The organism is Halarchaeum acidiphilum MH1-52-1 (genome assembly GCF_000474235.1).
Taxonomy (GTDB): domain Archaea; phylum Halobacteriota; class Halobacteria; order Halobacteriales; family Halobacteriaceae; genus Halarchaeum; species Halarchaeum acidiphilum.
The window spans coordinates 67,593-87,291 of record NZ_BATA01000001.1 but is presented as its reverse complement, the minus strand read 5'-3'; the positions used below and the strand labels follow the sequence as shown (position 1 = coordinate 87,291).

General features: G+C 66.6%; 17 protein-coding genes, 1 tRNA gene and 1 pseudogene. 6 read left to right on the top strand and 13 right to left on the bottom strand.

The genetic code is table 11. The features are described 5' to 3' along the window. Nucleotides 1–17: 17 nt before the first annotated feature. Both ligA and AOZ13_RS00430 read right to left on the bottom strand, forming a co-directional pair. Nucleotides 18–2,288, bottom strand: coding sequence for an NAD-dependent DNA ligase LigA (gene ligA / locus AOZ13_RS00435; protein WP_020222180.1), 2,271 nt, complete (start codon nt 2,286–2,288; stop codon nt 18–20). A gap of 57 nt (nt 2,289–2,345) precedes the next feature. After that, entirely contained in the window at nt 2,346–2,585 is a 240-nt protein-coding gene (locus AOZ13_RS00430; RefSeq protein WP_020222179.1) for a DeoR family transcriptional regulator, read from the bottom strand. Between the two features lie 212 nt (nt 2,586–2,797). On the opposite strand from AOZ13_RS00430, the gene AOZ13_RS00425 reads away from it, so the two are divergent. Continuing rightward, on the top strand, nt 2,798–3,394 hold the full coding sequence (locus AOZ13_RS00425) for a DUF7504 family protein (RefSeq protein ID WP_021779509.1): 597 nt from the start codon (nt 2,798–2,800) through the stop codon (nt 3,392–3,394). Nucleotides 3,395–3,488: 94 nt separating this feature from the next. Here AOZ13_RS00425 and AOZ13_RS00420 read toward each other — a convergent pair whose 3' ends face one another. Continuing rightward, nucleotides 3,489–4,835 carry a cytochrome P450 gene (locus AOZ13_RS00420; protein WP_020220745.1) on the bottom strand — a complete coding sequence of 449 codons (1,347 nt, stop codon included), beginning with the start codon at nt 4,833–4,835 and terminating at the stop codon, nt 3,489–3,491. 55 nt (nt 4,836–4,890) lie between these two features. Next, nucleotides 4,891–5,523 (bottom strand): helix-turn-helix domain-containing protein, encoded by a 633-nt coding sequence (locus tag AOZ13_RS00415; protein ID WP_020220746.1) that lies wholly within the window; start codon nt 5,521–5,523, stop codon nt 4,891–4,893. A gap of 108 nt (nt 5,524–5,631) precedes the next feature. On the opposite strand from AOZ13_RS00415, the gene AOZ13_RS00410 reads away from it, so the two are divergent. Then, nucleotides 5,632–6,924 carry an O-acetylhomoserine aminocarboxypropyltransferase/cysteine synthase family protein gene (locus AOZ13_RS00410; RefSeq protein WP_020220747.1) on the top strand — a complete coding sequence of 431 codons (1,293 nt, stop codon included), beginning with the start codon at nt 5,632–5,634 and terminating at the stop codon, nt 6,922–6,924. Beyond that, nucleotides 6,921–8,107, top strand: a pseudogene (gene metX / locus AOZ13_RS00405) (homoserine O-acetyltransferase MetX). The gene AOZ13_RS00410 and the pseudogene metX overlap by 4 nt, the downstream one beginning before the upstream one ends. 98 nt (nt 8,108–8,205) lie before the next feature. Here the strand turns inward: metX and AOZ13_RS00400 are convergent. From AOZ13_RS00400 to AOZ13_RS00375, 6 genes are all read right to left on the bottom strand, one after another. Continuing rightward, a complete protein-coding gene (locus AOZ13_RS00400; protein WP_020220750.1) occupies nt 8,206–8,583 on the bottom strand; it encodes a rhodanese-like domain-containing protein in 378 nt (125 codons plus the stop codon). 38 nt (nt 8,584–8,621) lie between these two features. Next, nucleotides 8,622–9,161, bottom strand: a complete 540-nt coding sequence (locus tag AOZ13_RS00395) for an NUDIX hydrolase (protein WP_020220751.1) — start codon at nt 9,159–9,161, stop codon at nt 8,622–8,624. After that, nucleotides 9,162–9,578 (bottom strand): DUF5809 family protein, encoded by a 417-nt coding sequence (locus AOZ13_RS00390; protein ID WP_020220752.1) that lies wholly within the window; start codon nt 9,576–9,578, stop codon nt 9,162–9,164. It abuts the gene before it with no gap. Between the two features lie 25 nt (nt 9,579–9,603). Further along, nucleotides 9,604–10,143, bottom strand: a complete 540-nt coding sequence (locus AOZ13_RS14650) for a DUF5810 domain-containing protein (RefSeq protein ID WP_020220753.1) — start codon at nt 10,141–10,143, stop codon at nt 9,604–9,606. Nucleotides 10,144–10,186: 43 nt separating this feature from the next. Next, nucleotides 10,187–10,657, bottom strand: coding sequence for a GNAT family N-acetyltransferase (locus AOZ13_RS00380; RefSeq protein ID WP_020220754.1), 471 nt, complete (start codon nt 10,655–10,657; stop codon nt 10,187–10,189). Nucleotides 10,658–10,769: 112 nt separating this feature from the next. Next, on the bottom strand, nt 10,770–12,758 hold the full coding sequence (locus AOZ13_RS00375; protein ID WP_020220755.1) for an aconitate hydratase: 1,989 nt from the start codon (nt 12,756–12,758) through the stop codon (nt 10,770–10,772). A gap of 219 nt (nt 12,759–12,977) precedes the next feature. Between AOZ13_RS00375 and AOZ13_RS00370 the strand changes: the two genes are divergently transcribed. Both AOZ13_RS00370 and AOZ13_RS00365 read left to right on the top strand, forming a co-directional pair. Continuing rightward, nucleotides 12,978–13,454, top strand: a complete 477-nt coding sequence (locus AOZ13_RS00370) for a deoxyuridine 5'-triphosphate nucleotidohydrolase (RefSeq protein WP_020220756.1) — start codon at nt 12,978–12,980, stop codon at nt 13,452–13,454. Between the two features lie 289 nt (nt 13,455–13,743). After that, nucleotides 13,744–15,474, top strand: coding sequence for a DUF262 domain-containing protein (locus AOZ13_RS00365; protein WP_021779504.1), 1,731 nt, complete (start codon nt 13,744–13,746; stop codon nt 15,472–15,474). 535 nt (nt 15,475–16,009) lie between these two features. Here AOZ13_RS00365 and AOZ13_RS00360 read toward each other — a convergent pair. Then, a tRNA-Arg gene (locus tag AOZ13_RS00360) sits at nt 16,010–16,082 on the bottom strand. Nucleotides 16,083–16,454: 372 nt separating this feature from the next. Further along, nucleotides 16,455–17,351, bottom strand: a complete 897-nt coding sequence (gene gnd, locus AOZ13_RS00355) for a phosphogluconate dehydrogenase (NAD(+)-dependent, decarboxylating) (protein ID WP_020220759.1) — start codon at nt 17,349–17,351, stop codon at nt 16,455–16,457. A gap of 101 nt (nt 17,352–17,452) precedes the next feature. Between gnd and AOZ13_RS00350 the strand changes: the two genes are divergently transcribed. Next, the gene (locus AOZ13_RS00350) at nt 17,453–17,908 is read left to right on the top strand and encodes a FlaD/FlaE family flagellar protein (RefSeq protein ID WP_021779503.1); all 456 of its coding nucleotides are present in this window, start codon (nt 17,453–17,455) and stop codon (nt 17,906–17,908) included. A gap of 29 nt (nt 17,909–17,937) precedes the next feature. Here the strand turns inward: AOZ13_RS00350 and flaJ are convergent, their stop codons facing one another. Next, on the bottom strand, nt 17,938–19,695 hold the full coding sequence (flaJ, locus tag AOZ13_RS00345) for an archaellar assembly protein FlaJ (RefSeq protein ID WP_020220761.1): 1,758 nt from the start codon (nt 19,693–19,695) through the stop codon (nt 17,938–17,940). Nucleotides 19,696–19,699: the final 4 nt, after the last annotated feature.

Sequence of the window (19,699 nt, the reverse complement as noted above, 5' to 3'; positions counted from 1 at the left end):
CAGACGCATTAAAGCACTTATCGCCGCGACTCGACGTCGACGCCGCGCTCCGCGAGCATCGCAAAGAAGTCGTCGGGGGCGAGTTCCGCCACGTCGTGCTCCGCGGCGGCGTCGCGCTTGTTGGACCCGGGGTTCTCGCCGACGACGAGGTAGTCCGTGTTGGACGACACCGAGGACGTCGCGTTCGCGCCGTGGCGCTCGACGAGTTCCCGTACGTCGTCGCGCGTCCACCCCTCGACGCTCCCCGTGAAGACGTACGTCTCGCCCGCGAGTTCGTCGCCCGCCTCGATCGCTTCCGGCGCTTCCGGCTCGCCGAGTCTGGAGTCGTCGCGCAGGCGCTCGATCACGCGACGGTTGCGCTCGTTGTCGAGGAACTCCGCGATGTGCCCGGCGACGACCGGGCCGACACCGTCCACGTCCTCGTAGTCGTCGGGATCGGCGTCGAGGAACGCGTCGAGGTCGCCGAAGTGGCTCGCGAGGTCCGCGGCGACGGTCGGGCCGACCTCGGGGATGCCGATGGCGGCGAGGAAGTCGCCGAGCGGCGGGTGGCGCGCGGCGTCGAGTTCGCGCGCGAGGTTCTGCGCGCTCGTCTCGCCCCACCCCTCCAGCCCGGCCAGTTCCTCGGCGTCGACGTCGTAGATGTCGGCGACGTCGTCGCTCACCAGCCCCTCCTCGACCAGCTGCTCGGCGGCCGCCTCACCGACGCCCTCGACGTCGAGGACTTCGGTGAAGTAGTCGAGCGCGTGGACGAGCTGGGCGTCGCAGGCCAGCCCGCCGGTGCAGAAGGCGATCGGGCCGTCGTACTCGACGTCGCTCCCGCAGACCGGACACGTCTCCGGGAAGTCGAACGACCCCTCGCTGTGCTTCCCCACGACCTCGTCCACGTACGGGATGACGTCGCCGGCGCGCTCGATGCGCACCTCGTCGCCGATGTTCGCGCCGAGGTCGGCGATCTCCTCGGGGTTGTGGAGGCTCGCGCGCGACACCGTCACGCCGCCGACCTGCACGGGTTGCAGGAGCGCGACGGGTGTCAGCCGTCCGGTCCGGCCGACCTGCACGACGATGTCGGTGATCGTCGTCTCCTCCGTCCGCGCCGGGAACTTGTAGGCGTACGCCCACCGGTAGTAGCGCGACGTGATCCCGAGGCGCTCGCACTGCGCGCGGTCGTCGACTTTCAGCACCGTGCCGTCGATCTCGTAGTTCAGGTCCTCGCGCACCCCCCGTAGCTCGTCGCGGTAGTCGATGGCCGCCTCGATGTCCGCGACGCGCCGATCGCGCTCGTTCGTCTTCAGCCCCCAGTCGGGGAATCGCCCGAGTTCGTTCCAGTGGGTGTCGAGACCCTCGATCCCGGCGTCGATGCCGCCCGCGGAGGCCGACGATCGCTCGCGGAGCGCGTCGAGCAGTTCTGCCGTACTCGCGTCGCCGCCGTTCCACGCCTCGCGGACGGCGTCGTCCCCGTCGCCCGCTCCACCGTCCGTCGCACCCGACGCCTCCGCGTCCCACGCGGCCAGCACGTCGTAGAAGAAGCAGTCGAGCGGCCGCTCGGCCGTGACGGTGGGATCGAGCTGCCTGAGGGTGCCGGCGGCCGCGTTCCGCGGGTTCGCGAACGGGTCGTCGCCGCGCTCGACGCGCTCGCGGTTGTACGCCTGAAAGGCGTCCTTCGGGATGTACACCTCGCCGCGGACGACGAGGACGTCCGGGTGGTCGCCTCGAAGGCGCTGCGGGACGGACTCGATCGTGCGGACGTTCTCGGTGACGTCTTCACCCGTTTCGCCGTCGCCGCGCGTCGCCGCGCGCTCGTACCGCCCGTCGACGTAGGCGATCTCGATCGAGAGACCGTCGAACTTCGGCTCGCAGACGTACGTGACGTCCGCGCCGTCGAGTTCGCGCCGGACACGCTCGTCGAAGTCCCGGACGTCGTCGGCGTCGCCGCTGGAGTCGATCGAGAGCATCGGGACGACGTGCTCGACGGTCCCCAGTTCCTCCACGGGTTCCCCGCCGACTCGCCGCGTCGGGGAGTCCGGGATTTCGAGGTCGAAGGTCTCTTCGACCTCGCGGAGGCGCTCGAAGAGCCGATCGTACGCGCGATCGGCGATCACGGGATCGTTCAGCACGTAGTAGCGATAATCGTGAAAGCGCACGGCCTCGCGGAGGTATTCGACCTGCTCGCGCGCCTCCTCCTCGTCCAGATCGCCGACGTCGCGGAAGTCGAGGTCGGGGTCGGTGACGTAGGGGTTGTCGTCGTCCACCTCGCCCGCGCCGTCGAGGTCGGACACCGAATCGGCCATGCGTGGGCTATCGCCGCCCCCCTCCGTAAAGACGCGGGCGGGACGACCCTCACGACTTCAGCCGCGGGTCGATGACTCGTCGGAGATCCACCAGACGAACCGCTTGCCGACGTCCTTGCGCTCGATCACGCCCTCGTCGTGGAGCGCGTTGAGCCGCCGCCGCGCCGTCTGGAGGTGGTAGTCGAAGCGATCCGCGACCTCCCGCGTGGTCACGACCTCCTCGGTCTCGATGAACCGCACGAGGGCCTCGTCGGGGTGTTGCTTCTCGAACGGACCGCTCCGCGTCCCGTCTCCCATGTGCTGCTCTCGTCCTTTTTTCGCCAGACACATATGCGGATATTATGGCTACACTCATGATTGGTAAAACGAACACGGTGGAGCGAACACTTTAGATCCAGTGCGCCGTGGTACCTACTGATCATGCTCAGTTCCGCGAGACCGCCGACGCCCGGGCATCCCGACCGCAGCGAGGAACGCGACGAGCGCCGATCCGATACGTGTCGAGATCAGTGACCCGACGGATCGAGACCGGGGACGCGTCGAGCGCGCTCCTCCTCTCGCCGGCCGAGGCCGGCTATCCCGCCTCGATCTCGGCGAGGTCGTTCGAGACGGTCGTCGCCGCGGCGGTGACACAGACGGCCGCGACGCGCGCCGTCGAGTGGCTCCGAGCACGCGAGACGCCCCCGGCGAACGCGGTCGTGGTCCGACTCGGCGACGACCCGCGGTCGCCGCCGCTCGACGACGCGCGTCCGGCCGCCGCGGACCTCACCGTCGAGACGGTCGCGGACCCGGCGGACGCGACGGCGCTCGGCATCGCGCTCGATCGACGCCTCCGCGAAATCGAGCGCGGGTCGGCCCGCTCGCTGCTCTTGCTCGACTCGCTGTCGCCGCTCGTGGCTTCGGCGGGACTCGAACGCGTCTTCCGCTTCACGCACCTCGTGACGCGCCGCGCGGCCGCTCGCGGCGTCACCACGGCCGTCCGCGTCGACCCGGACGCCCACGACCGGCGGACGATCGCGACGCTCGCGGTGCTGTTCGACGTCGTGCACCGGTACGCGGACGGCGCGTGGGAGGCGGACGTGACGTCGCCCGCCTTCGGCGCGTGACGCGCCGCGCTCTCCGTCCCCCGTTCCCTCCGCGATACCGCCGCGCGTCGCGCATCGCGCGCTCACGTCTCGGCGACGCTCGGCCTTCGTGTGGCTACCGCGACCGCCGTCGGACCCGAATCTCCACCGGTCCGTCCGGCCGGAGCGTGATCGACGGCGCGAACGAGAGGTCGTCGAGGGGGTCGACCTCCCAGTCGCGGACGATCGTCGCGAGCGCGAGGCGGGCCTCCTGCATCGCGAAGCGATCGCCGATACAGCGGCGGGGACCGCCGCCGAAGGGGAAGTGGGCGAACCGTGGCAGCGACGCTTCGAACCCGTCCGTCCAGCGCTCCGGGCGGAAGTCCGTCGGGTCGTCGTACCACCGCGGATCCCGGTGGACGACCCACTGCTGCATCCCGATGGTGGTGCCGGGATCGATTTCGTAGCCGCCGAGGTCGTCCGGTTCGTCGGCTTCGCGGATCACCTGCCACACCGGCGGATAGAGCCGCATCCCCTCCGTCACCGTCCGCTCCGTCACGTCGAGAGCGTCGAGGTCGTCGTGGTCGGGCCTCCGTTCGCCGAGGACGCGATCGACCTCCGCTTCGAGGGCCGCGCACGCGCCGTCGTCCCGCCCGAGCGCGTGGAGGGTGTACGTGAGCGCGAGCGCCGTCGTCTCGTGGCCGGCGAGCAGGATCGTGACGACCTCGTCGCGGATCTGCTCGTCCGTCAGCGGCGCGCCCGTGTGATCCGTCGCGTTCAGGAGGAGCGAGAGGAGGTCGTCGTCCGTCGCGGCCGTCTCTCCGGCGCGGTGCTCCTCGACGATCGTGTCCACGACGTCGTTCAGTTCCGCTTGGGCCTCCGCGAAGCGGCGATTGCCCGGCGTCGGCAGCCAGCGCGGCACCTGCACGGGCCGTTGCATTCGCGCCGAGGCGTCGTCCATGAGGGCTTCGAGCGCGTCAGCGATCGCGCCCTCCGCCTCGCGGACGTCCACGCCGAGGAGCGCCGTCGCGGCGATCTCGACGGTGAGTCGCATCATGTCCGCGTGGACGTTTCGCACCTCGCCGTCGCGCCACTCGTCGAGGGCGCGCTCCGTGTACGCGGCCATCACGTCCGCGTATCGCTCGAGCATCTCGGGGTGGAACGCGGGCTGTACCGTGTGGCGTTGCTCGCGCCAGAACTCGCCCTCGCTCGTGAGGAGACCGCTGCCGAGCGTGGGCCGCAGCGACCGCTGGAAGCGCTCGCCCTTCTCGTAGGCCTGATTGTTCTGCACGAGGACGTGCTCGATCAGCTCCGGGTCGGTGATCTGGACGAGCGACTCCGTGCCGAGGTCGTAGCGCGCGACGTCGCCGTACTCGCGGGCGACGTCGGTGACGAACGCGAGCGGGTCGTCGCCGAAGGCGCGCGTGTTCCCGACCACGGGCGCCCCGTCGGGACCGGGGATGCGGGAGTGTGACTCGGACATGGTCCGATCGAGGCGGCGCACGCGGGTATCGCTACCGCCCGCATTCGCCGGCCGCTTAAGTCGCGAGGCGCGGGAGGACGCGCGCCTCGATCTTCCGCAGGTGCTCGGAGGCGGTGGAGACGGAGACGCCGAGCGCGTCGGCGACGTCGGCGACCGTCACCCCCCGCGGGTCCTCGTAGTAGCCGGCGGCGACGGCCGCGTCGAGCACCTCGCGCTGGCGGTCGGTGAGCGCGGCGCGGAGGTCGTCCTCGCCGGTGTACTCGGCGAGGCGTTCGACGCACATGTCCGCGCGGGCGCCGTCGGGGAGGTCGTCCGCGGCCGCCGTGATGTGCCTCGCGCGCCCGAGCAGGGTGACGGTGACGCGCTCAGCGTCGAAGCGCACCGGCGTGTCGAGGAGCAGGTGGTGCGAGACGAGGAGCGCGAGGAGCGCGCGGACGCGCGCTCCCGGCACGAGGTGGACGTAGACGGTCCGCTCGTCGACGACCGCGTGGTCGCGGACGTCCTCGTCCCCGTCGAGCGCGGCGGCGACGTCGCGGGCGTCCGCCTCCGCGAACCGACAGAGTTCGAGCACGCTCTCGTCCGGGCAGACGTGGAGGGTCCGGATCGTCCCGCGCCGCCCCTCGCGGTCGGGCACGAGACGCGCGGCGTCGCCCCCGCTCCGGCCGACCGTCACGCTGAGCCGTTTCACATTCGCCCGTTCCGGGCCCTCCCACAAGTAGCCGCGCGTCCCGCCCCAACCAGCGAGAATTGCCGTAACTCGCGTGCATATCCCGCTGGGAGAATATGCATACAGTACATGAGCGACGAGGACGACCGGCGGTTCGACACCCGGACCGTCCACGCCGGGCAGGAGTCCCCGGACCCCGCGACCGGCGCGCGCGCGCCCCCGATCTACCAGACCACGTCGTACGTGTTCGACGACGCCGATCACGCCGCCGCCCTCTACGCCCTAGAGGAGGAGGGCGACGTCTACTCCCGCATCAGCAACCCGACCGTCGAGATGCTGGAGGAGCGCCTCGCCAGCCTCGCCGGCGGCGCGGGCGCGGTCGCGACGGCGTCCGGGATGGCCGCGTTCGACGCCGCGACGTTCGTCCTCGCCGAAGCCGGCGACAACGTCGTCTCCGCGTCCGCCATCTACGGCGGGACGCGCACCTACCTCACGGGCACCGCGGGCCGGCGCGGCATCGAGGCCCGCTTCGTCGACACGCTCGACGTCGAGGCCTACGACGAAGCCATCGACGAGGACACCGCGTTCGTCCACTTGGAGACGATCGGCAACCCCGCGCTCGTCGTCCCCGACATCGAGGCGATCGCCGACGTCGCCCACGACCACGGCGTCCCGCTATTCGTCGACAACACCTTCGCGACCCCCGCGCTCTGTCGGCCGCTCGAACACGGTGCCGACATCGTCTGGCACTCCACGACGAAGTGGCTCCACGGCTCCGGAACCACGCTCGGCGGCGTCGTCATCGATGGCGGAAGCTTCGACTGGGACGCCGAGGACTACCCCGAGATCGCGGGCGACAACCCCGCCTATCACGGACTCAACCTCAGCGAGCGCTTCCCCGAGGCCCCGATGGCCGCGGCGACGCGACTCCGCGGCACTCGCACGCTCGGAAACGCCCAGAAGCCATTCGACGCGTGGCAGACCATGCAGGGTCTCGAAACGCTCGGCCTCCGCGTCGAGCGCCACTGCGAGAACGCCGCGATCGTCGCCGAATACCTCGCCGATCACGACGACGTCGCGTGGGTCACCTACCCCGGTCTCGACGACCACGAGACGCACGAGAACGCGTCGAAATACCTCGACGGCGGGTACGGCGGCATGATCACGTTCGGACTGGAGGGCGGCTTCGCCGCCGGCAAGCGCTTCTGTGAGTCCACCGATCTCGCCTCCTTCCTCGCGAACATCGGCGACGCGAAGACGCTCGTCATCCACCCCGCGAGCACGACGCACGCCCAGTTGAGCGAGGAAGAGCAGCGCGACTCGGGCGTCACGCCCGACCTCGTGCGCCTCTCCGTCGGCATCGAGGATCCCGCGGACGTCCTCGCCGACCTCGATCACGCCATCGAGGAGGCGACGCGATGAGCCGCGGCCGCCGCGACGACGTCGTGACCATCGGGTCGTTCGCGTTCGAGCGCGGCGGCGAACTCGACCTCGACGTCGCCTACGCCGAGTACGGCGACCCCGAGGACCCGACCGTCCTCGTCTGCCACGCCCTCACCGGGAGCCAGTACGTCGCCGGTCCCGCGCCCGAGGGCGTCAGCGGGCAGGCCGCCGGCTGGTGGGACGCCCTCGTCGGTCCCGGCAAGCCCATCGACACCCGCGCCTACCACGTCGTCTGCGCGAACGTCCCCGGCTCGTGCTACGGCACGACCGGTCCCGCGAGCGAGGGCCCCGACGGCGAGCCGTACGGCGCCGACTTCCCCCCCGTGACGGTCAGCGACTGGACGCGCTCGCAGGCCCGCCTGCTCGACGAACTCGGCGTGGAGACGCTCTACGCCGTCGTCGGCGGGAGCGTCGGCGGCATGAACGCCCTCGACTGGGCGAAACGCTACCCCGAGCGCGTCGAACGCGTCGCCGCCATCGCCACCAGCCCCCGCCTCGACGCGCAGTGCCTCGGCCTCAACACCGCTGCCGACGCGCCATCACGAGCGACGCGAACTTCGAGGGCGGCGACTACTACGGCGGTCCCGAACCCGACGAGGGTCTCGCCGTCGCCCGGCGCATCGGCCACGTCATGTACCTCTCGAAGGCGTCGATGAGCGACCGCTTCGACCGCCGGGTCGCCGAGCGCCAGCCCGCAGAGCGCGCCGACCCGAGCGCCGAGGGCTTCCCCTACCGGGACGTCGCCTCCTACCTCGACTACAACGCCGAGCGCTTCACCGAGCGCTTCGACGCCAACAGTTACCTCTCGCTCCTCCGCGCGCTCGACGAGTACGACCTCGCGCAGGACGCTCCCTCGGACGCCGCCGCGCTCGCCGGCTACGAGGGCGACGCGCTCGTCGTCTCCTTCACCGGCGACTGGCACTTCCCGCCCGAGGGCGGCGAGGAGATCGCCGACGCCCTCGAGGGCGGCGCGGGCGCCGTCGCCCACCGCGTCATCGAGAGCGAGTACGGCCACGACGCCTTCCTCGTCGAACCCGACCGTGTCGGCCCGCCCGTCCGAACCCTCTTGGAGCGCGGCGCGAGCGCCGTCACCACCGAAACCGAACGCGACGTCACGCCCGACTACCCGCGGGTGTGCACGGGTCTCCTCCCCGACGCCTGAAGCCCGGCTTTGTCGCGTTCGTCCGCGTATCACGACGCGTATCGTGTTGCTGGCTCGTCACTCCCGATCAAAAACGAGACCCGAAGCGTCGCGCGGCGCTAGAAGGGCGCGTCAGGTGCGTCGGTCGTGTCCGGTCCCTCGTCCTCCGCGACCCGCTCGGCGCGTTCGAGATCGCCGTCCCACGCGACGAGACCGCCGGCCATGCTCTGCACGGTCGCGTCGTCGGCGACGCCCTCGTAGGAAGCGATGAGGTTCGCGGCCTGCACGCTCGACTGGCCGTGCGGGCAGACGGTGACGACGCGCTCGGCGCCCTCGAAGCGCTCGACGGCGCGCGTGAGCGCGGCGAACGGGACGTTCTCGCTACCGGGGATGTGGCCCCGGACGTACGCGGCCTCCGGGCGGATGTCGACGACACGGACGTCCTCGTCCGTGTCGATGAGCGCCTCCACCTCGGCGGGCGTGATCTCGCCGTCCATACACCGAGGGTAGCCGCCGCGCCGGATAAGCGCCGCGGTCAGTCCAGATAGCCGTCGGCCCGCGCGAGGAGGACGCCCTCGATGGTGGCGTCGTTCGCGGGCCGCTCTCGCGCGCGAGCGAGCGCGTCGTCGGCGGGGACGCGCGTCACCGTGAGGAACTCGTTGTCGTCGAGGTCGCGCTCGGTCTCGGTGAGACCCTCGGCGACGACGATGGCGCGCTCGTGGCGGAGGACGCCGGTGCTGCACGCGAACGTCTGGAGGAGCGCGACGTCGTCGGCGCGGAGACCCGCCTCCTCGCGAAGCTCGCGGCGCGCCGCGGTCTCGTAGTCCTCGCCGTCCTCGACGACGCCCGCGACGAGTTCGAGGCAGTGCTCGCGGATGGCCGGGCGATACTGCTCGACGAACACCACCTCATCGCCGTCGAGCGCGAGCACGACGACGGCGTCCGGGAGATCCGCCCAGTAGTACGCCTTCTCGGTGCCGTCCGGCTGCTCGACGCGATCGTAGCCGCCGGCGTACCAGCCGGTCTCGTACTCGGTCGCGCTCTCGACGACCGGCCACGGATCGCGCTCGGCCATCTACACGACCCCGCTGTAGTAGCGCCCGTGGACGATCCGGCGGAGGGTCGCGACGGCCGCCTCGGGTTCGTTCTGAAACGTCGCCGCGACCACCGTGTCCGCGAACGGGACGACGTGCCAGACGGCGTTGTCCACCTGCGCGCTCCCGTTCTCCCGCACGTCGAGGTCGGGATTCGCCTCGCGGAACGACTCGAATTCCTCGTACGTGCCGACGGAGACAGTGAGGAGCGACGCGAACAGCGCGTCGCGCGCCGTCTCCACGACATCGCCCGTGACGCGCTCCGCGTACTCCTCCCGATCGAATGCCATCGCCTTCGCCGTCTCGCGCGTCACCGTTTGTGCGGCCGCGCCGAGCTCGCGATACCGATCGCTCGCCTCGGTCTCCGTCTCCGGGGCTATGAGTCCGCGTTCTTCCATGGCCTGTGTGCGCGTGCCGCGGCCCCTATTCGGTTTCGTCTTCGGACTCGTCCGTTCGCTCATCCCGCGATGCCTCTGTTCCATCGGCATCGCGTTGCTCGCGTGTCGCGTCCGCTCGCGCTCGCTCGTTCGGCGACTCCCGCTGGTCGTCGCCCTGCTCACGGCTCCCGCTGGTCTCCGTTCGCTCATCCCGCGATGCCTCTGTTCCATCGGCATCGCGTTGCATCTCCCGCGTCATCTCCACGGCCTCCTCGACGATGTGCTGGGCCTCGGTGTCGAGCGAACCGACGCCCGCGCCCGCGCCGCCGTCGGTCCCGCCGCGGCCGCCGTGCTCGTGGCTGTGGCCCTCCACCGGATGCGTGTCGACCTCGAACTCGATCTCCTCGGCGTACTCCGTCACGCGCGGCGCGAGGTCGTCGGTGCCGCCCTCCTCCCAGCCGGGCGCGTGCCCGTCGAGCCACGACTCGTGCGTCTCGTCGCCCGTCACCGCCGCGAAGGCGAGGTGGTCGGCGAGGTGTTCGGCGTCGGGGACGTGCTCGTCGCAGACCGGACACGCGTATCCCATGGCCGGCGCCTACGCGACGCGGCGTGAAACCCGTGGCGATCCCTCAAAGCCGCGCGACCATCACGAAGGCGTCCTCGCCGTCGGAGTAATACCGGGGCAGGGTGCGGAGGTACTCGAAGTCGAAGTCCCGGTAGAGCGAGAGCGCCGCGTCATTCGAGCGCCGCACTTCGAGCTTGACGCTCTGGACGCCTTGCGTCCGCAGCACGCCGAGACCGCGGGAGACGAGCGTGTGACCGAGACCCGAGCCGCGCGCCCCGGGGCGGACCGCGATATCCTTCACGTGGCCGAGCGGACGCCCGTGATTCGGGATCGTGTCCGCGACGACGTAGCCCGCGACGCCGTCGAGGGGGTCGTCCGCGACGAGGAACCCCGGGTTCCCGAGGTGGCGCTCGAACGCCGAGAACGGCCACGGCTGTTCGAAGGACTCCTTCTCGATGCGGAAGACGTCGAGGAGATCCTCCCGCCTCGCTTGGCGGACACCGTCGTGTTCGACGCGATTGGCGGCCGTCGTCACACGAACCCCTATCGGACGAGGGAATATGTAGGCTGTGGCCTGATGCACGGCCGCGGAGCTACCGGGACGTGAAAGAAGAGAGAAGGTAACAGTGAGAGGTGCCCGAGTCGCTTCAGTCGTCCGCGGGCGCCGCGCCGCTATCGCCCTCGCCGTACTGCTGCTTCGTGAGGGAGAGCTTGCCGCCGGCGGCGAGGATACGACGCTCGCGCTCGGAGGCGTCGAGTTCCGCCTCGGCCTCCCAGTCGTCGTTCACGCGGACCGTGAACGTCTCCTGACCGGACTTGACGCCTTCCTCGACGTCGTCGACGATCTCGACGTCGTCGCCCTGCTCGATTTTCGCGTAGGTGTCCTCGTCGATCGTGAGCGGAACGAGACCGAAGTTGAACAGGTTCGCCTTGTGGATGCGGGCGAAGGACTGCGCGAGGACGCCCTCGATGCCGAGGTACATCGGACAGAGGGCGGCGTGCTCGCGCGAGGACCCCTGACCGTAGTTCTCGCCGGCGACGAGGAAGCCCCCGTCGGACTGCTTCGCGCGCTCGGCGAACGTGTCGTCGACGCGCGAGAGCGTGAATTCGGAGAGCTTCGGGACGTTGGAGCGGAACTTCAGGATGTCCGACGTCGCCGGGATGATGTGGTCCGTGGTGATGTTGTCCTCCATCTTCAGGAGGGCCTCACCCTCGAGGTGCGCGTCGAGCGGGTCCTTCAGCGGGACGTCGCCGATGTTCGGGCCCTTGATGAGGTCGTCGTCGATGGCCTCCTCGGGCGCGATGATGTCCGGGTCGTCCTGCCCCATGCCGGCCGTGTAGGAGTCGCCCATCTCGAGACCGGGCGCCTCGAGGTCGCCGAGTTCGTCGGCGAGGTCGCGCGGATCGACGATCTCGCCCTTGATCGCCGCGGCCGTGGCGACCTCCGGCGAGCAGAGGTAGACGGAGTCGTCCTCGATGCCGGAGCGACCCTCGAAGTTGCGGTTGAACGTCCGGAGGCTGACGGAGTCGGAGGCGGGCACGTGACCGATGCCGATACAGGCACCACACGTCGCCTCACTGAAGTTGACGCCGGCGGCCATCATCTCGGCCGTCCAGCCCTCGCGGGCGAGCATCTCGGAGGCCTGCTTGGAGCCGGGCGCGACGATGAGTTCGGTGTGCTTTGCGACCTCGCGATCCTCGACCATCTTCGCGGCCGGGAGCACGTCCTCGTAGGAGCCGTTCGTGCAGGAGCCGACCATGACCTGCTCGACGTCCTCGCCCGCGACCTCGCGGACCGGGACGACGTTGTCGGGCATGGAGGGCTGGGCGATGAGCGGTTCGAGATCGGAGAGGTCGATGGTGACCGTGTCCGCGTACTCGGCGTCCTCGTCCGCGGAGAGATCGACGTACTCGTCCTCGCGGCCGATGCGGCTGAGCCAGTCCTTCGTCTTCTCGTCCGTCTCGAAGATGGAGGACGTCGCACCCAGCTCGGTGCCGAGGTTCGTGATCGTGGTGCGCTCCGGGATCGTGAGCGACTCGGCGCCCTCGCCCGTGTACTCGAAGATCTTGCCGACGCCGCCCTTCACGGAGAGGCGGCGGAGCATCTCCAGCGCGATGTCCTTCGCGGTCGCCCACTCGGGAAGCTCGCCCTCGAGCTGGACGTTGACGACTTCCGGCACCTCGACGTAGTACGCGCCGCCGCCCATCGCGACGGCGATGTCGAGACCACCCGCGCCGATCGCGAGTTCGCCGAGACCACCGGGCGTCGGCGTGTGGCTGTCGGACCCGAGAAGGGTCTTGCCGGGCGCGGCGAAGTTCTCCTTGTGGACCTGATGGCAGATGCCGTTCCCGGGCCGGGAGAAGTACGCCCCATAGGTGCCCGCGGCCGACCGGAGGAAGCGGTGGTCGTCCGTGTTCTTGAAGTCGAACTGGTAGGTCTGGTGGTCGCAGTACTGCGCCGCCAGCTCCGTCTGGACTTCATCAAGTTCGAGCGCTTCGAACTGGAGCCAGACCATCGTCCCCGTGGTGTCCTGCGTGAGGACCTGATCGATCTCGATTCCGATCTCCTCACCGGTCTCGAGTTCACCTTCGACGAGGTGATCGTCGAGGATTTTCTCCGTCAGCGTTTGTCCCATAGCACCCGGAAATCGGTATCCGATGACTATAAATCCCGCGTGTTTGTGCATCCCGGAGACGCCCGGGAAAAGCCCCGTCCGCCCGTGATTATCGCCGTGTTCGTCGCTCGCGAGAACACCGCCTCTCCGTCGCGTGACGCGTTCTTCGTGGTATTTCGTGAGGGAGTGTTCCGAGGCGGAATCGACAGACAGTTACACCCGCTCTCGACAGGAAGCGACATGTTCGAGAGTGGCGCGTACGTCGCCGACGCGCTCGGCGACGTCGCCGACGAACAGGTGCAACCCAACGGCGTCGATCTCACCCTCGCTCGCGTCGAAGAACAGCGCGAACCCGGACGCATCACCACCGACGGAAAGACCGTCGGCGATCGCGGGGAAGTCGCGACCGTCGAGCGCGACGGCCGCGAACTGTACGAACTCGACCCCGGCTACTACGTCGCGGGGTACGCCGAGACCGTCCGCGTCCCCGAGGAGCACGTCGGCTACGTCTACCCCCGATCGAGCCTCATGCGCAACTCCTGTATGCTCCACACCGCCGTCTGGGACGCCGGCTACGAAGGAAAGGGCGAGGGCCTCCTCGAAGTCGGCCACCCCATCGAGATCGAGCGCGGCGCCCGCTTCGCCCAGTTCGTCCTCGCCGAAGCAGAGCACGAGGGCGAATACGCCGGGAGCTATCAGGGCGAACGCGTCGAGTGAGGCGAGAGGCGGCGAAGGGGTGAACAGGGCGCGAAGGGAGTCACGCGAACGAGTCTTCTATTTCCTTGACACTCACTAATTCTCCCGGGAGCTGTAACTCGGCGGCTTCGTACATGTCGTAGAGGATGCCGATTTCATCGTCCACCCAATTCGATTCAACAAGTTAACCCCCGTATTTTGTGACGATGTAGTACCTGCTCAGGATATCTGCCGGGGGGTCGTCCGCGTCGAGTATAGTATCTCTTACCCGCACAGAATTTATATGAAGACGATACTATTGGACTTGATAATGTCTAGCTCAAAATTTAGCCTCTCTGCTGACGACTTAGTCATTAGTGAGGTTTTGGAGGGAACACAGCAAATCCAGGTTCCGGACTACCAGCGTGAGTACTCTTGGGGGAAGGATCAGTGGTCTGAACTCTGGGATGACGTCTACGCGCTTACCCGGGAACGCAATAATCACTTCCTCGGTTCTATCGTCGTAATCGAGCAGCAAGAAAGCGGGATGAAAACCCTTGAACTCGTTGACGGTCAACAACGGCTAACGACCATCTCAATCTTCCTCTGTGCGATTCGGGATCAGTTCAAAGGCGATGAGGAGTTCGATCACCTTGCTGAACTAATTGATGGTAATTTTCTGAAGATTCAAAGTCCTACAACCGGGGATTGGCATCAGAAACTTCGGTTGAACAAATTCCATAACGATAACTTCGAGAGAATTCTGAACGGAAGTCTGGATCTGGTCTCTGATTCGCAGCTGAAGGACGCGTACGAGTACTATACGGCGAAGCTGGACGGGTTCGCCGGCGATCAGGTACAGAAACTCTACGACAATCTCATCAACTCGATGTACATTGTGCAAATCGAGTGTGGGAGTGAAGTCTCGGCATTCCGCTTATTCGAGTCACTAAACGACAAGGGGTTGGATCTTGGGGCGGTCGATCTTGTGAAAAATCGCCTGTTCATGGAGGCGAACGAGAACAGTAGTATCGATGAACGACGGGTGAACGATCTCTGGGAAGAGATTATGACGGTAATTCGACCAGAAATGACGCAGTACTATCGATTTTTCTCTCATTACTTCATGTCTATCCCGTCTCCGTCCGTGAAGGACAACGTGTCGAAGAATAAGCTCTATAACCATGTTGACGAGCTCCTTGGCGGGGGTCTTGCGGAGGTTGGGCTGACCGTTGAAGAGATACTGGAAGATATGTTGGAGAAGTCGAGAGTGTACGTGGACATCATGAACTGTGAGGTGTCGCAAAACTTCCAATCTAGCCGCCTTCAGGATCTGAACTCCAAACTCGGCTCTATTCAAATTAAGAATAACCGTATTCGAACGCTCCTGTTGAAGATTGTCGTAGAATACGAGTCTGCTGATGATGTTCTTGAATCTCTTCACATCTTAGAGGTTCTCAACACCCGGGACAAACTCGCTGGTCGAGACTCGAACACAAGCCGCGATCGGTTCTGGTCGCGGCTATGTGCACAGATGGATCAAACCAACGACCCGAACGAGTATTTGCGGCGTGTCGCCGAAAATCGAGTGCCGAACGACACGATCCTGAAAGAGCACATTATCGGTCGGGATTTCAAAAATAACGACTTCACCAAGTACATTCTCGACCGGATCGAGGAGGAGCACTACATGAAGTCCGGCGGGCGGGAGAAGAGCGTCGGCGACCGGTCGTCGGTTGATATCGAGCATATCGCCCCGCAGCGTGCGTGGACTGCTGATAAGTACAGTGAGTGGAAGCAGTACCTGAATTGCTCGAAGGAAGAGTTTGAGGAGTATAAGCAGAGGATTGGAAATTTAACGCTACTACAGAATAGTTTGAATCAGACGGCGTCTGATAACCCATTCGTTCAGAAATGCGAAATTTATCGGAATGGGACTGATTTCCTGATGACTCAAGCAATTCCGGACGAGTATGACGAGTGGCGTTTAGAGCAGATTCACGATCGGACAGAGGAGATCGCGGATATCATCTGCGAGGTGTGGAGCATGGAAAATGTCTAGGCAGAATCGTTGACAATTTGTTTGAAAGTAGTTGCGACAGATGGCGGATCCCAAGATTTCGAATAGGCCTACGAGACGGCAGATGCTAAGGATATAATCCGTCGTGAAATCAGATAGTCTGTATACAGGGTGGACTGATATCAGTCAGAAGATGTGATTACTCGATGCCCTTGTTGCTTACCGCCTCGAAGAACTTTTGGTACGTGGTTCTGAGCTGAGCAAACCTGTGGCAAGATTAGCGCACGAAATAACGACAATTGATGCTCCAATTGCCTGCTCGCTGTCTGTTGATTCCTGTATAATATTGGGTATATAACACAAATGATTCTGAACCTCCGTCGTTCCTCGACGCTCCACTCCGTAGTTCAGAATCCTTCCTGCTGATTTCGGCTCGCCTCGCTCGCCAGAAAACGGGCGCGAAGGGGTTTGAATCTCGGTCAGGCGTGCTCGCTTCGCTGCGCGGGCGTGCGACTGCTGGTTTTCAAATCATTCGGCCGGTCGCTCGTACTCTCACTCCGTTCGAGAACTCGCTGCACGGGCGCGAAGGGATTTGAACCCTCGGCATCTTGGTCCGGAACCAAGTGCTCTGTCCACTGAGCTACGCGCCCTCATCCCCCGATAGTCGGAGCGGCGGTTTAACCGTTGTGAAGCGCGCGGGCGTGGCGACGCGAACGTTCACGTAGGATCGCGCGGCCACCGGACGCCGTGACGTAACGCCGAACACGGGCCGGAGAGCGAAATCGGCGGCGAGCCGACCCGTGCGCGACCGCGCCGCCTGCACGCCACCGCGACTCGATCGTCGTCAAGCGGCCGCACTCCTGCTCACCCGCTCGCTATTTCGTCCCCCTCACTCCGTTCGGGCGACCTCGTGCCTCGCGCCTCGCTGACGCTCAGCGCTCGCTTTGCGTCGCTCTCGCTCGCGTCACTCGCTCCGAGCGACCTCGTGCCTCGCGGCTACGCCGCTCGGTCGTTCGCGGCCCTCACTCCGTTCGCGCCACGTCGTGCCGCCCGAAGCCGTACCGGAGCCGGTTGGCGAGCCGTCGGGAGAACTTCGCCTCGGTCCGCGAATCGAAGCGCTCGCCGAGCGCCTCGTAAATGAGCGGGATCGCGACCTCCTGTTCGAGCGACTCCTGCACCGTCCACGTGCCCGTCGAGCCGCCCGCGACGTGGTCGGCGACATCGCCGAGATCGCCGCCCTCCTCTCGGAAGGCCTCCTCGCAGAGTTCGAGGAGCCACGAGCGGATGACCGCGCCGTTGTTCCACGTCCGCGCGACGGCTTCGAGATCGAGGTCGTAGCGTCCCTCGTGGAGGAGTTCGAAGCCCTCGCCGTACGTCTGCATGAGCGCGTACTCGACGCCGTTGTGCACCATCTTCACGTAGTGCCCGCTCCCGGCGGGCCCCATGCGGTCGTGGCCGCTCCGGCCGGTCGCGACGGCGTCGAAGACCGGCACGAGCTCGTCGTACGCCCACTCGGGACCGCCGACCATCAGGCTGAAGCCGAGTTCGGCGCCGGCGGGACCACCCGACGTCCCGCAGTCGAGGTACGCGGCGTCGATCGCCTCGGCGCGGCGCGTCGAGTCCTCGAAGTGGCTGTTCCCGCCGTCGACGACGACGTCGTCCTCGTCGAGGTGCGATTCGAGTTCCTCCAGCGCGGCGTCCACGGGGTCGCCCGCGGGAACCATCAGCCAGATCCGCTTCTCGTCGCCGAGTTGCTCGGCGACGGCCTCGATGCTGTTCGCGGGCGTCGCGCCCGCGTCCGCCGCGTCCGCGACCGCGCCCTCGTCGATGTCGAACGCGACCACGTCGTGGCCCGCGTCGAGGACTCGATCGACTACGATGCGCCCCATGCGGCCGAGACCGATGACGCCGAGTTCCATACGCGTGCGTCCCGCGGCGCGACCGTATGGGTTCCGGTTCCGCCGGTCGCGTGGCCGCAACGGCAAAGGGTTCGCGGGCCCGAGCGAACACAACGACCATGATGTCCCAATCGCCGTCGGGCCGCGAACCCCATCTCGCGGAGATCGAGGGAGAGGGCGCGGAGCGGATCACGGCCCTCAAGTGGGCTCGCTATCTCTCCGGGACGTTCGGGAGCAGCGGGGCGCTCAACGCGCTTCGCCTCTACGCGGAACTCGGATGGATCAGCGAGGACGTCCGACAGACGATGACCGACTACGTCCGCGGACTCTCCGGCGGCGCGGCGAGCACCGCCCCGGGTTCCGTGGACGACGAACTCCCGAAGGAACTCGAATCCCTCTCCGGGACGCCGTTCCACCAGCACGCGAAGTCCCTCGAGTTCATCACGGTCATCGGAAACGAGAGCCTCTCGCACGTCCTCGCCTCGACGACGATGGGCGAGGACCCGCTCTCCGATTCCGATTCCGATTCCGACCCCGACGGCCCGAGCGACCTCACCGGCCCGGGCGAGTCGGTCTAACGCGCTCTCCGCTGCGACGACGGGGCCGATCAGGAGAAGGTGATGATCGATTCCGTGATCCGGATCGTCGCGAACGCGACAATGACGCTGATCCACGTCTGAATGACGAAGTGATGGAGAATCGTGGAGAGGTGGCCACGATCCGTGTAGCGGAGGATGAGCGAGGAGAGGAGCGCGTTGACGAGGACGGCGACGAAGAGGAGGAACTGGAGCTGCGGGATGTTGTAGACCTGCGCGCTGAGCAGCCCGCCGAGGCGGCTCTGCGAGAGGTTCATCTGCTGGGATACCGTCTGGAAGATCTGGGCGACCTGCAGGCCGACGAAGAGCGCGAACGTGTTTGCGGCCGTGATCCCGTAGAGGGTCCCGGTCATCGTTCCGGTCGCCTGCGCGCGCTTATCGCGGAGTTTGAGCACCTCGGAGATGTTCGATTCGATGAGCTGGCCGAGCTGCTTCGGATCGCCGCCCATCCGGCGTCCCGTGACGTACATGTCGCTGAACTTTTGGATGAGATAGGAGCCGGCTTCGGCGGCGAAGTACCGCCACGCCTCCTGTGAGTCGACGCGGAGCGCGAGGCGCTTGTAGAGGTTGTCGATCTGTTCGGTGAGCGCGCCGAAGTCCTTCGTCCGGAGCGACTCGAGGACCGAGGACGTCGAGGACTGCTTGACGCTTTCGACGGCGCCGAGCGCGCGGATGAACGCCGGGAACGACTCGTCGCGCTCCTTGATGCGCTGTTCGGCCGTGTAGGCGACGTACCCCGGGAGCAACAGCGGCGTGAACGGGATGGCGAGATAGAAGACCGTCGGGATCGGGTGTCCGAGTCCGAACGTGTTCGTGAGCAGCGCGTAGCACGCCCCGCCGAGGACGAGACAGAGCGCGACGCTGAGCAGGAGCATCGCGCGCAGGTGTACGTTGCGGTCCAGCGAGACGCTCGATCCGCCGAACCAGACCGGATCGGAGGGCGAGACGCTGTGGATGGCGAAGACGAAGACCCCCTGTACGAACGCGAACAGGATGATGACGGCCGCCACCGGTTTCGTCGGATTGATCCCGACGATGAAGGGGATCACCATGGCGAACACCGCACCGAACGTCATCGAGAGGACGATCGACATGTAGACGTCCTTCAGGAGTTCGAGCCGGTCGAGACGCGACTCGTACCGGACGACGAAGTTGCCGATGATGGAGTCCTGCTCCTCGATGAGGAACTCGCTGATGTCGCGGCCGGCGCCGACCGTGTACGCGAGTCGTTCGAGGAAGTCGGACATCAGTGGACTGGAGACCCTCTCCGAACGCATCCGGCAGGCGTCCTCCAAACTCTGATTCCACGTGTCGACGAGTCCGACGATGCGCGCCATCTCCTCCGCGATGGCGTCGTACTCGTCCTCCTGTGCGAGCGTGCGGAAGACCTCGACGCGGTCGATGTTCGTCGTCGAGAGGATGGTCAGATGTGTGATGAACAGATGAAAGTGCTCGCGGATCTGTTTGCGGCGCCTGTCTTGGAGGACCTTCGGATAGAAGACGACGACGACCGGGAAGAAGAGTCCCGCGAGGAGGGCGATGAACGTCGTGAGGAACGTGCCGACGTAGACGAGCACGACGATCGGGAGCATGAACCCGAGCAGGAACGACGGGGCGACGGCGAGCAGGACGTATCGCTTGATCGAGACGTCCATGTACCGGTAGTCGCGCAGGAGGTCCCGCAGTAGCCTGCGCAGCCCGAGCCCCTCCGGCTCGTCGAGGTCCTGTACGCTCGCGGCCGCCGAATCGGACCCCGAGTCAGTCGCCATCCGC

Coding starts and splice junctions, on each gene's coding strand:
- ligA (WP_020222180.1), bottom strand. CDS start 2,288: ATGGCCGATTCGGTGTCCGACCTCGACGGCGCGGGCGAGGTGGACGAC.
- AOZ13_RS00430 (WP_020222179.1), bottom strand. CDS start 2,585: ATGGGAGACGGGACGCGGAGCGGTCCGTTCGAGAAGCAACACCCCGAC.
- AOZ13_RS00420 (WP_020220745.1), bottom strand. CDS start 4,835: ATGTCCGAGTCACACTCCCGCATCCCCGGTCCCGACGGGGCGCCCGTG.
- AOZ13_RS00410 (WP_020220747.1), top strand. CDS start 5,632: ATGAGCGACGAGGACGACCGGCGGTTCGACACCCGGACCGTCCACGCC.
- AOZ13_RS00400 (WP_020220750.1), bottom strand. CDS start 8,583: ATGGACGGCGAGATCACGCCCGCCGAGGTGGAGGCGCTCATCGACACG.
- AOZ13_RS00395 (WP_020220751.1), bottom strand. CDS start 9,161: ATGGCCGAGCGCGATCCGTGGCCGGTCGTCGAGAGCGCGACCGAGTAC.
- AOZ13_RS00390 (WP_020220752.1), bottom strand. CDS start 9,578: ATGGAAGAACGCGGACTCATAGCCCCGGAGACGGAGACCGAGGCGAGC.
- AOZ13_RS14650 (WP_020220753.1), bottom strand. CDS start 10,143: ATGGGATACGCGTGTCCGGTCTGCGACGAGCACGTCCCCGACGCCGAA.
- AOZ13_RS00375 (WP_020220755.1), bottom strand. CDS start 12,758: ATGGGACAAACGCTGACGGAGAAAATCCTCGACGATCACCTCGTCGAA.
- AOZ13_RS00370 (WP_020220756.1), top strand. CDS start 12,978: ATGTTCGAGAGTGGCGCGTACGTCGCCGACGCGCTCGGCGACGTCGCC.
- AOZ13_RS00365 (WP_021779504.1), top strand. CDS start 13,744: ATGTCTAGCTCAAAATTTAGCCTCTCTGCTGACGACTTAGTCATTAGT.
- gnd (WP_020220759.1), bottom strand. CDS start 17,351: ATGGAACTCGGCGTCATCGGTCTCGGCCGCATGGGGCGCATCGTAGTC.
- AOZ13_RS00350 (WP_021779503.1), top strand. CDS start 17,453: ATGTCCCAATCGCCGTCGGGCCGCGAACCCCATCTCGCGGAGATCGAG.
- flaJ (WP_020220761.1), bottom strand. CDS start 19,695: ATGGCGACTGACTCGGGGTCCGATTCGGCGGCCGCGAGCGTACAGGAC.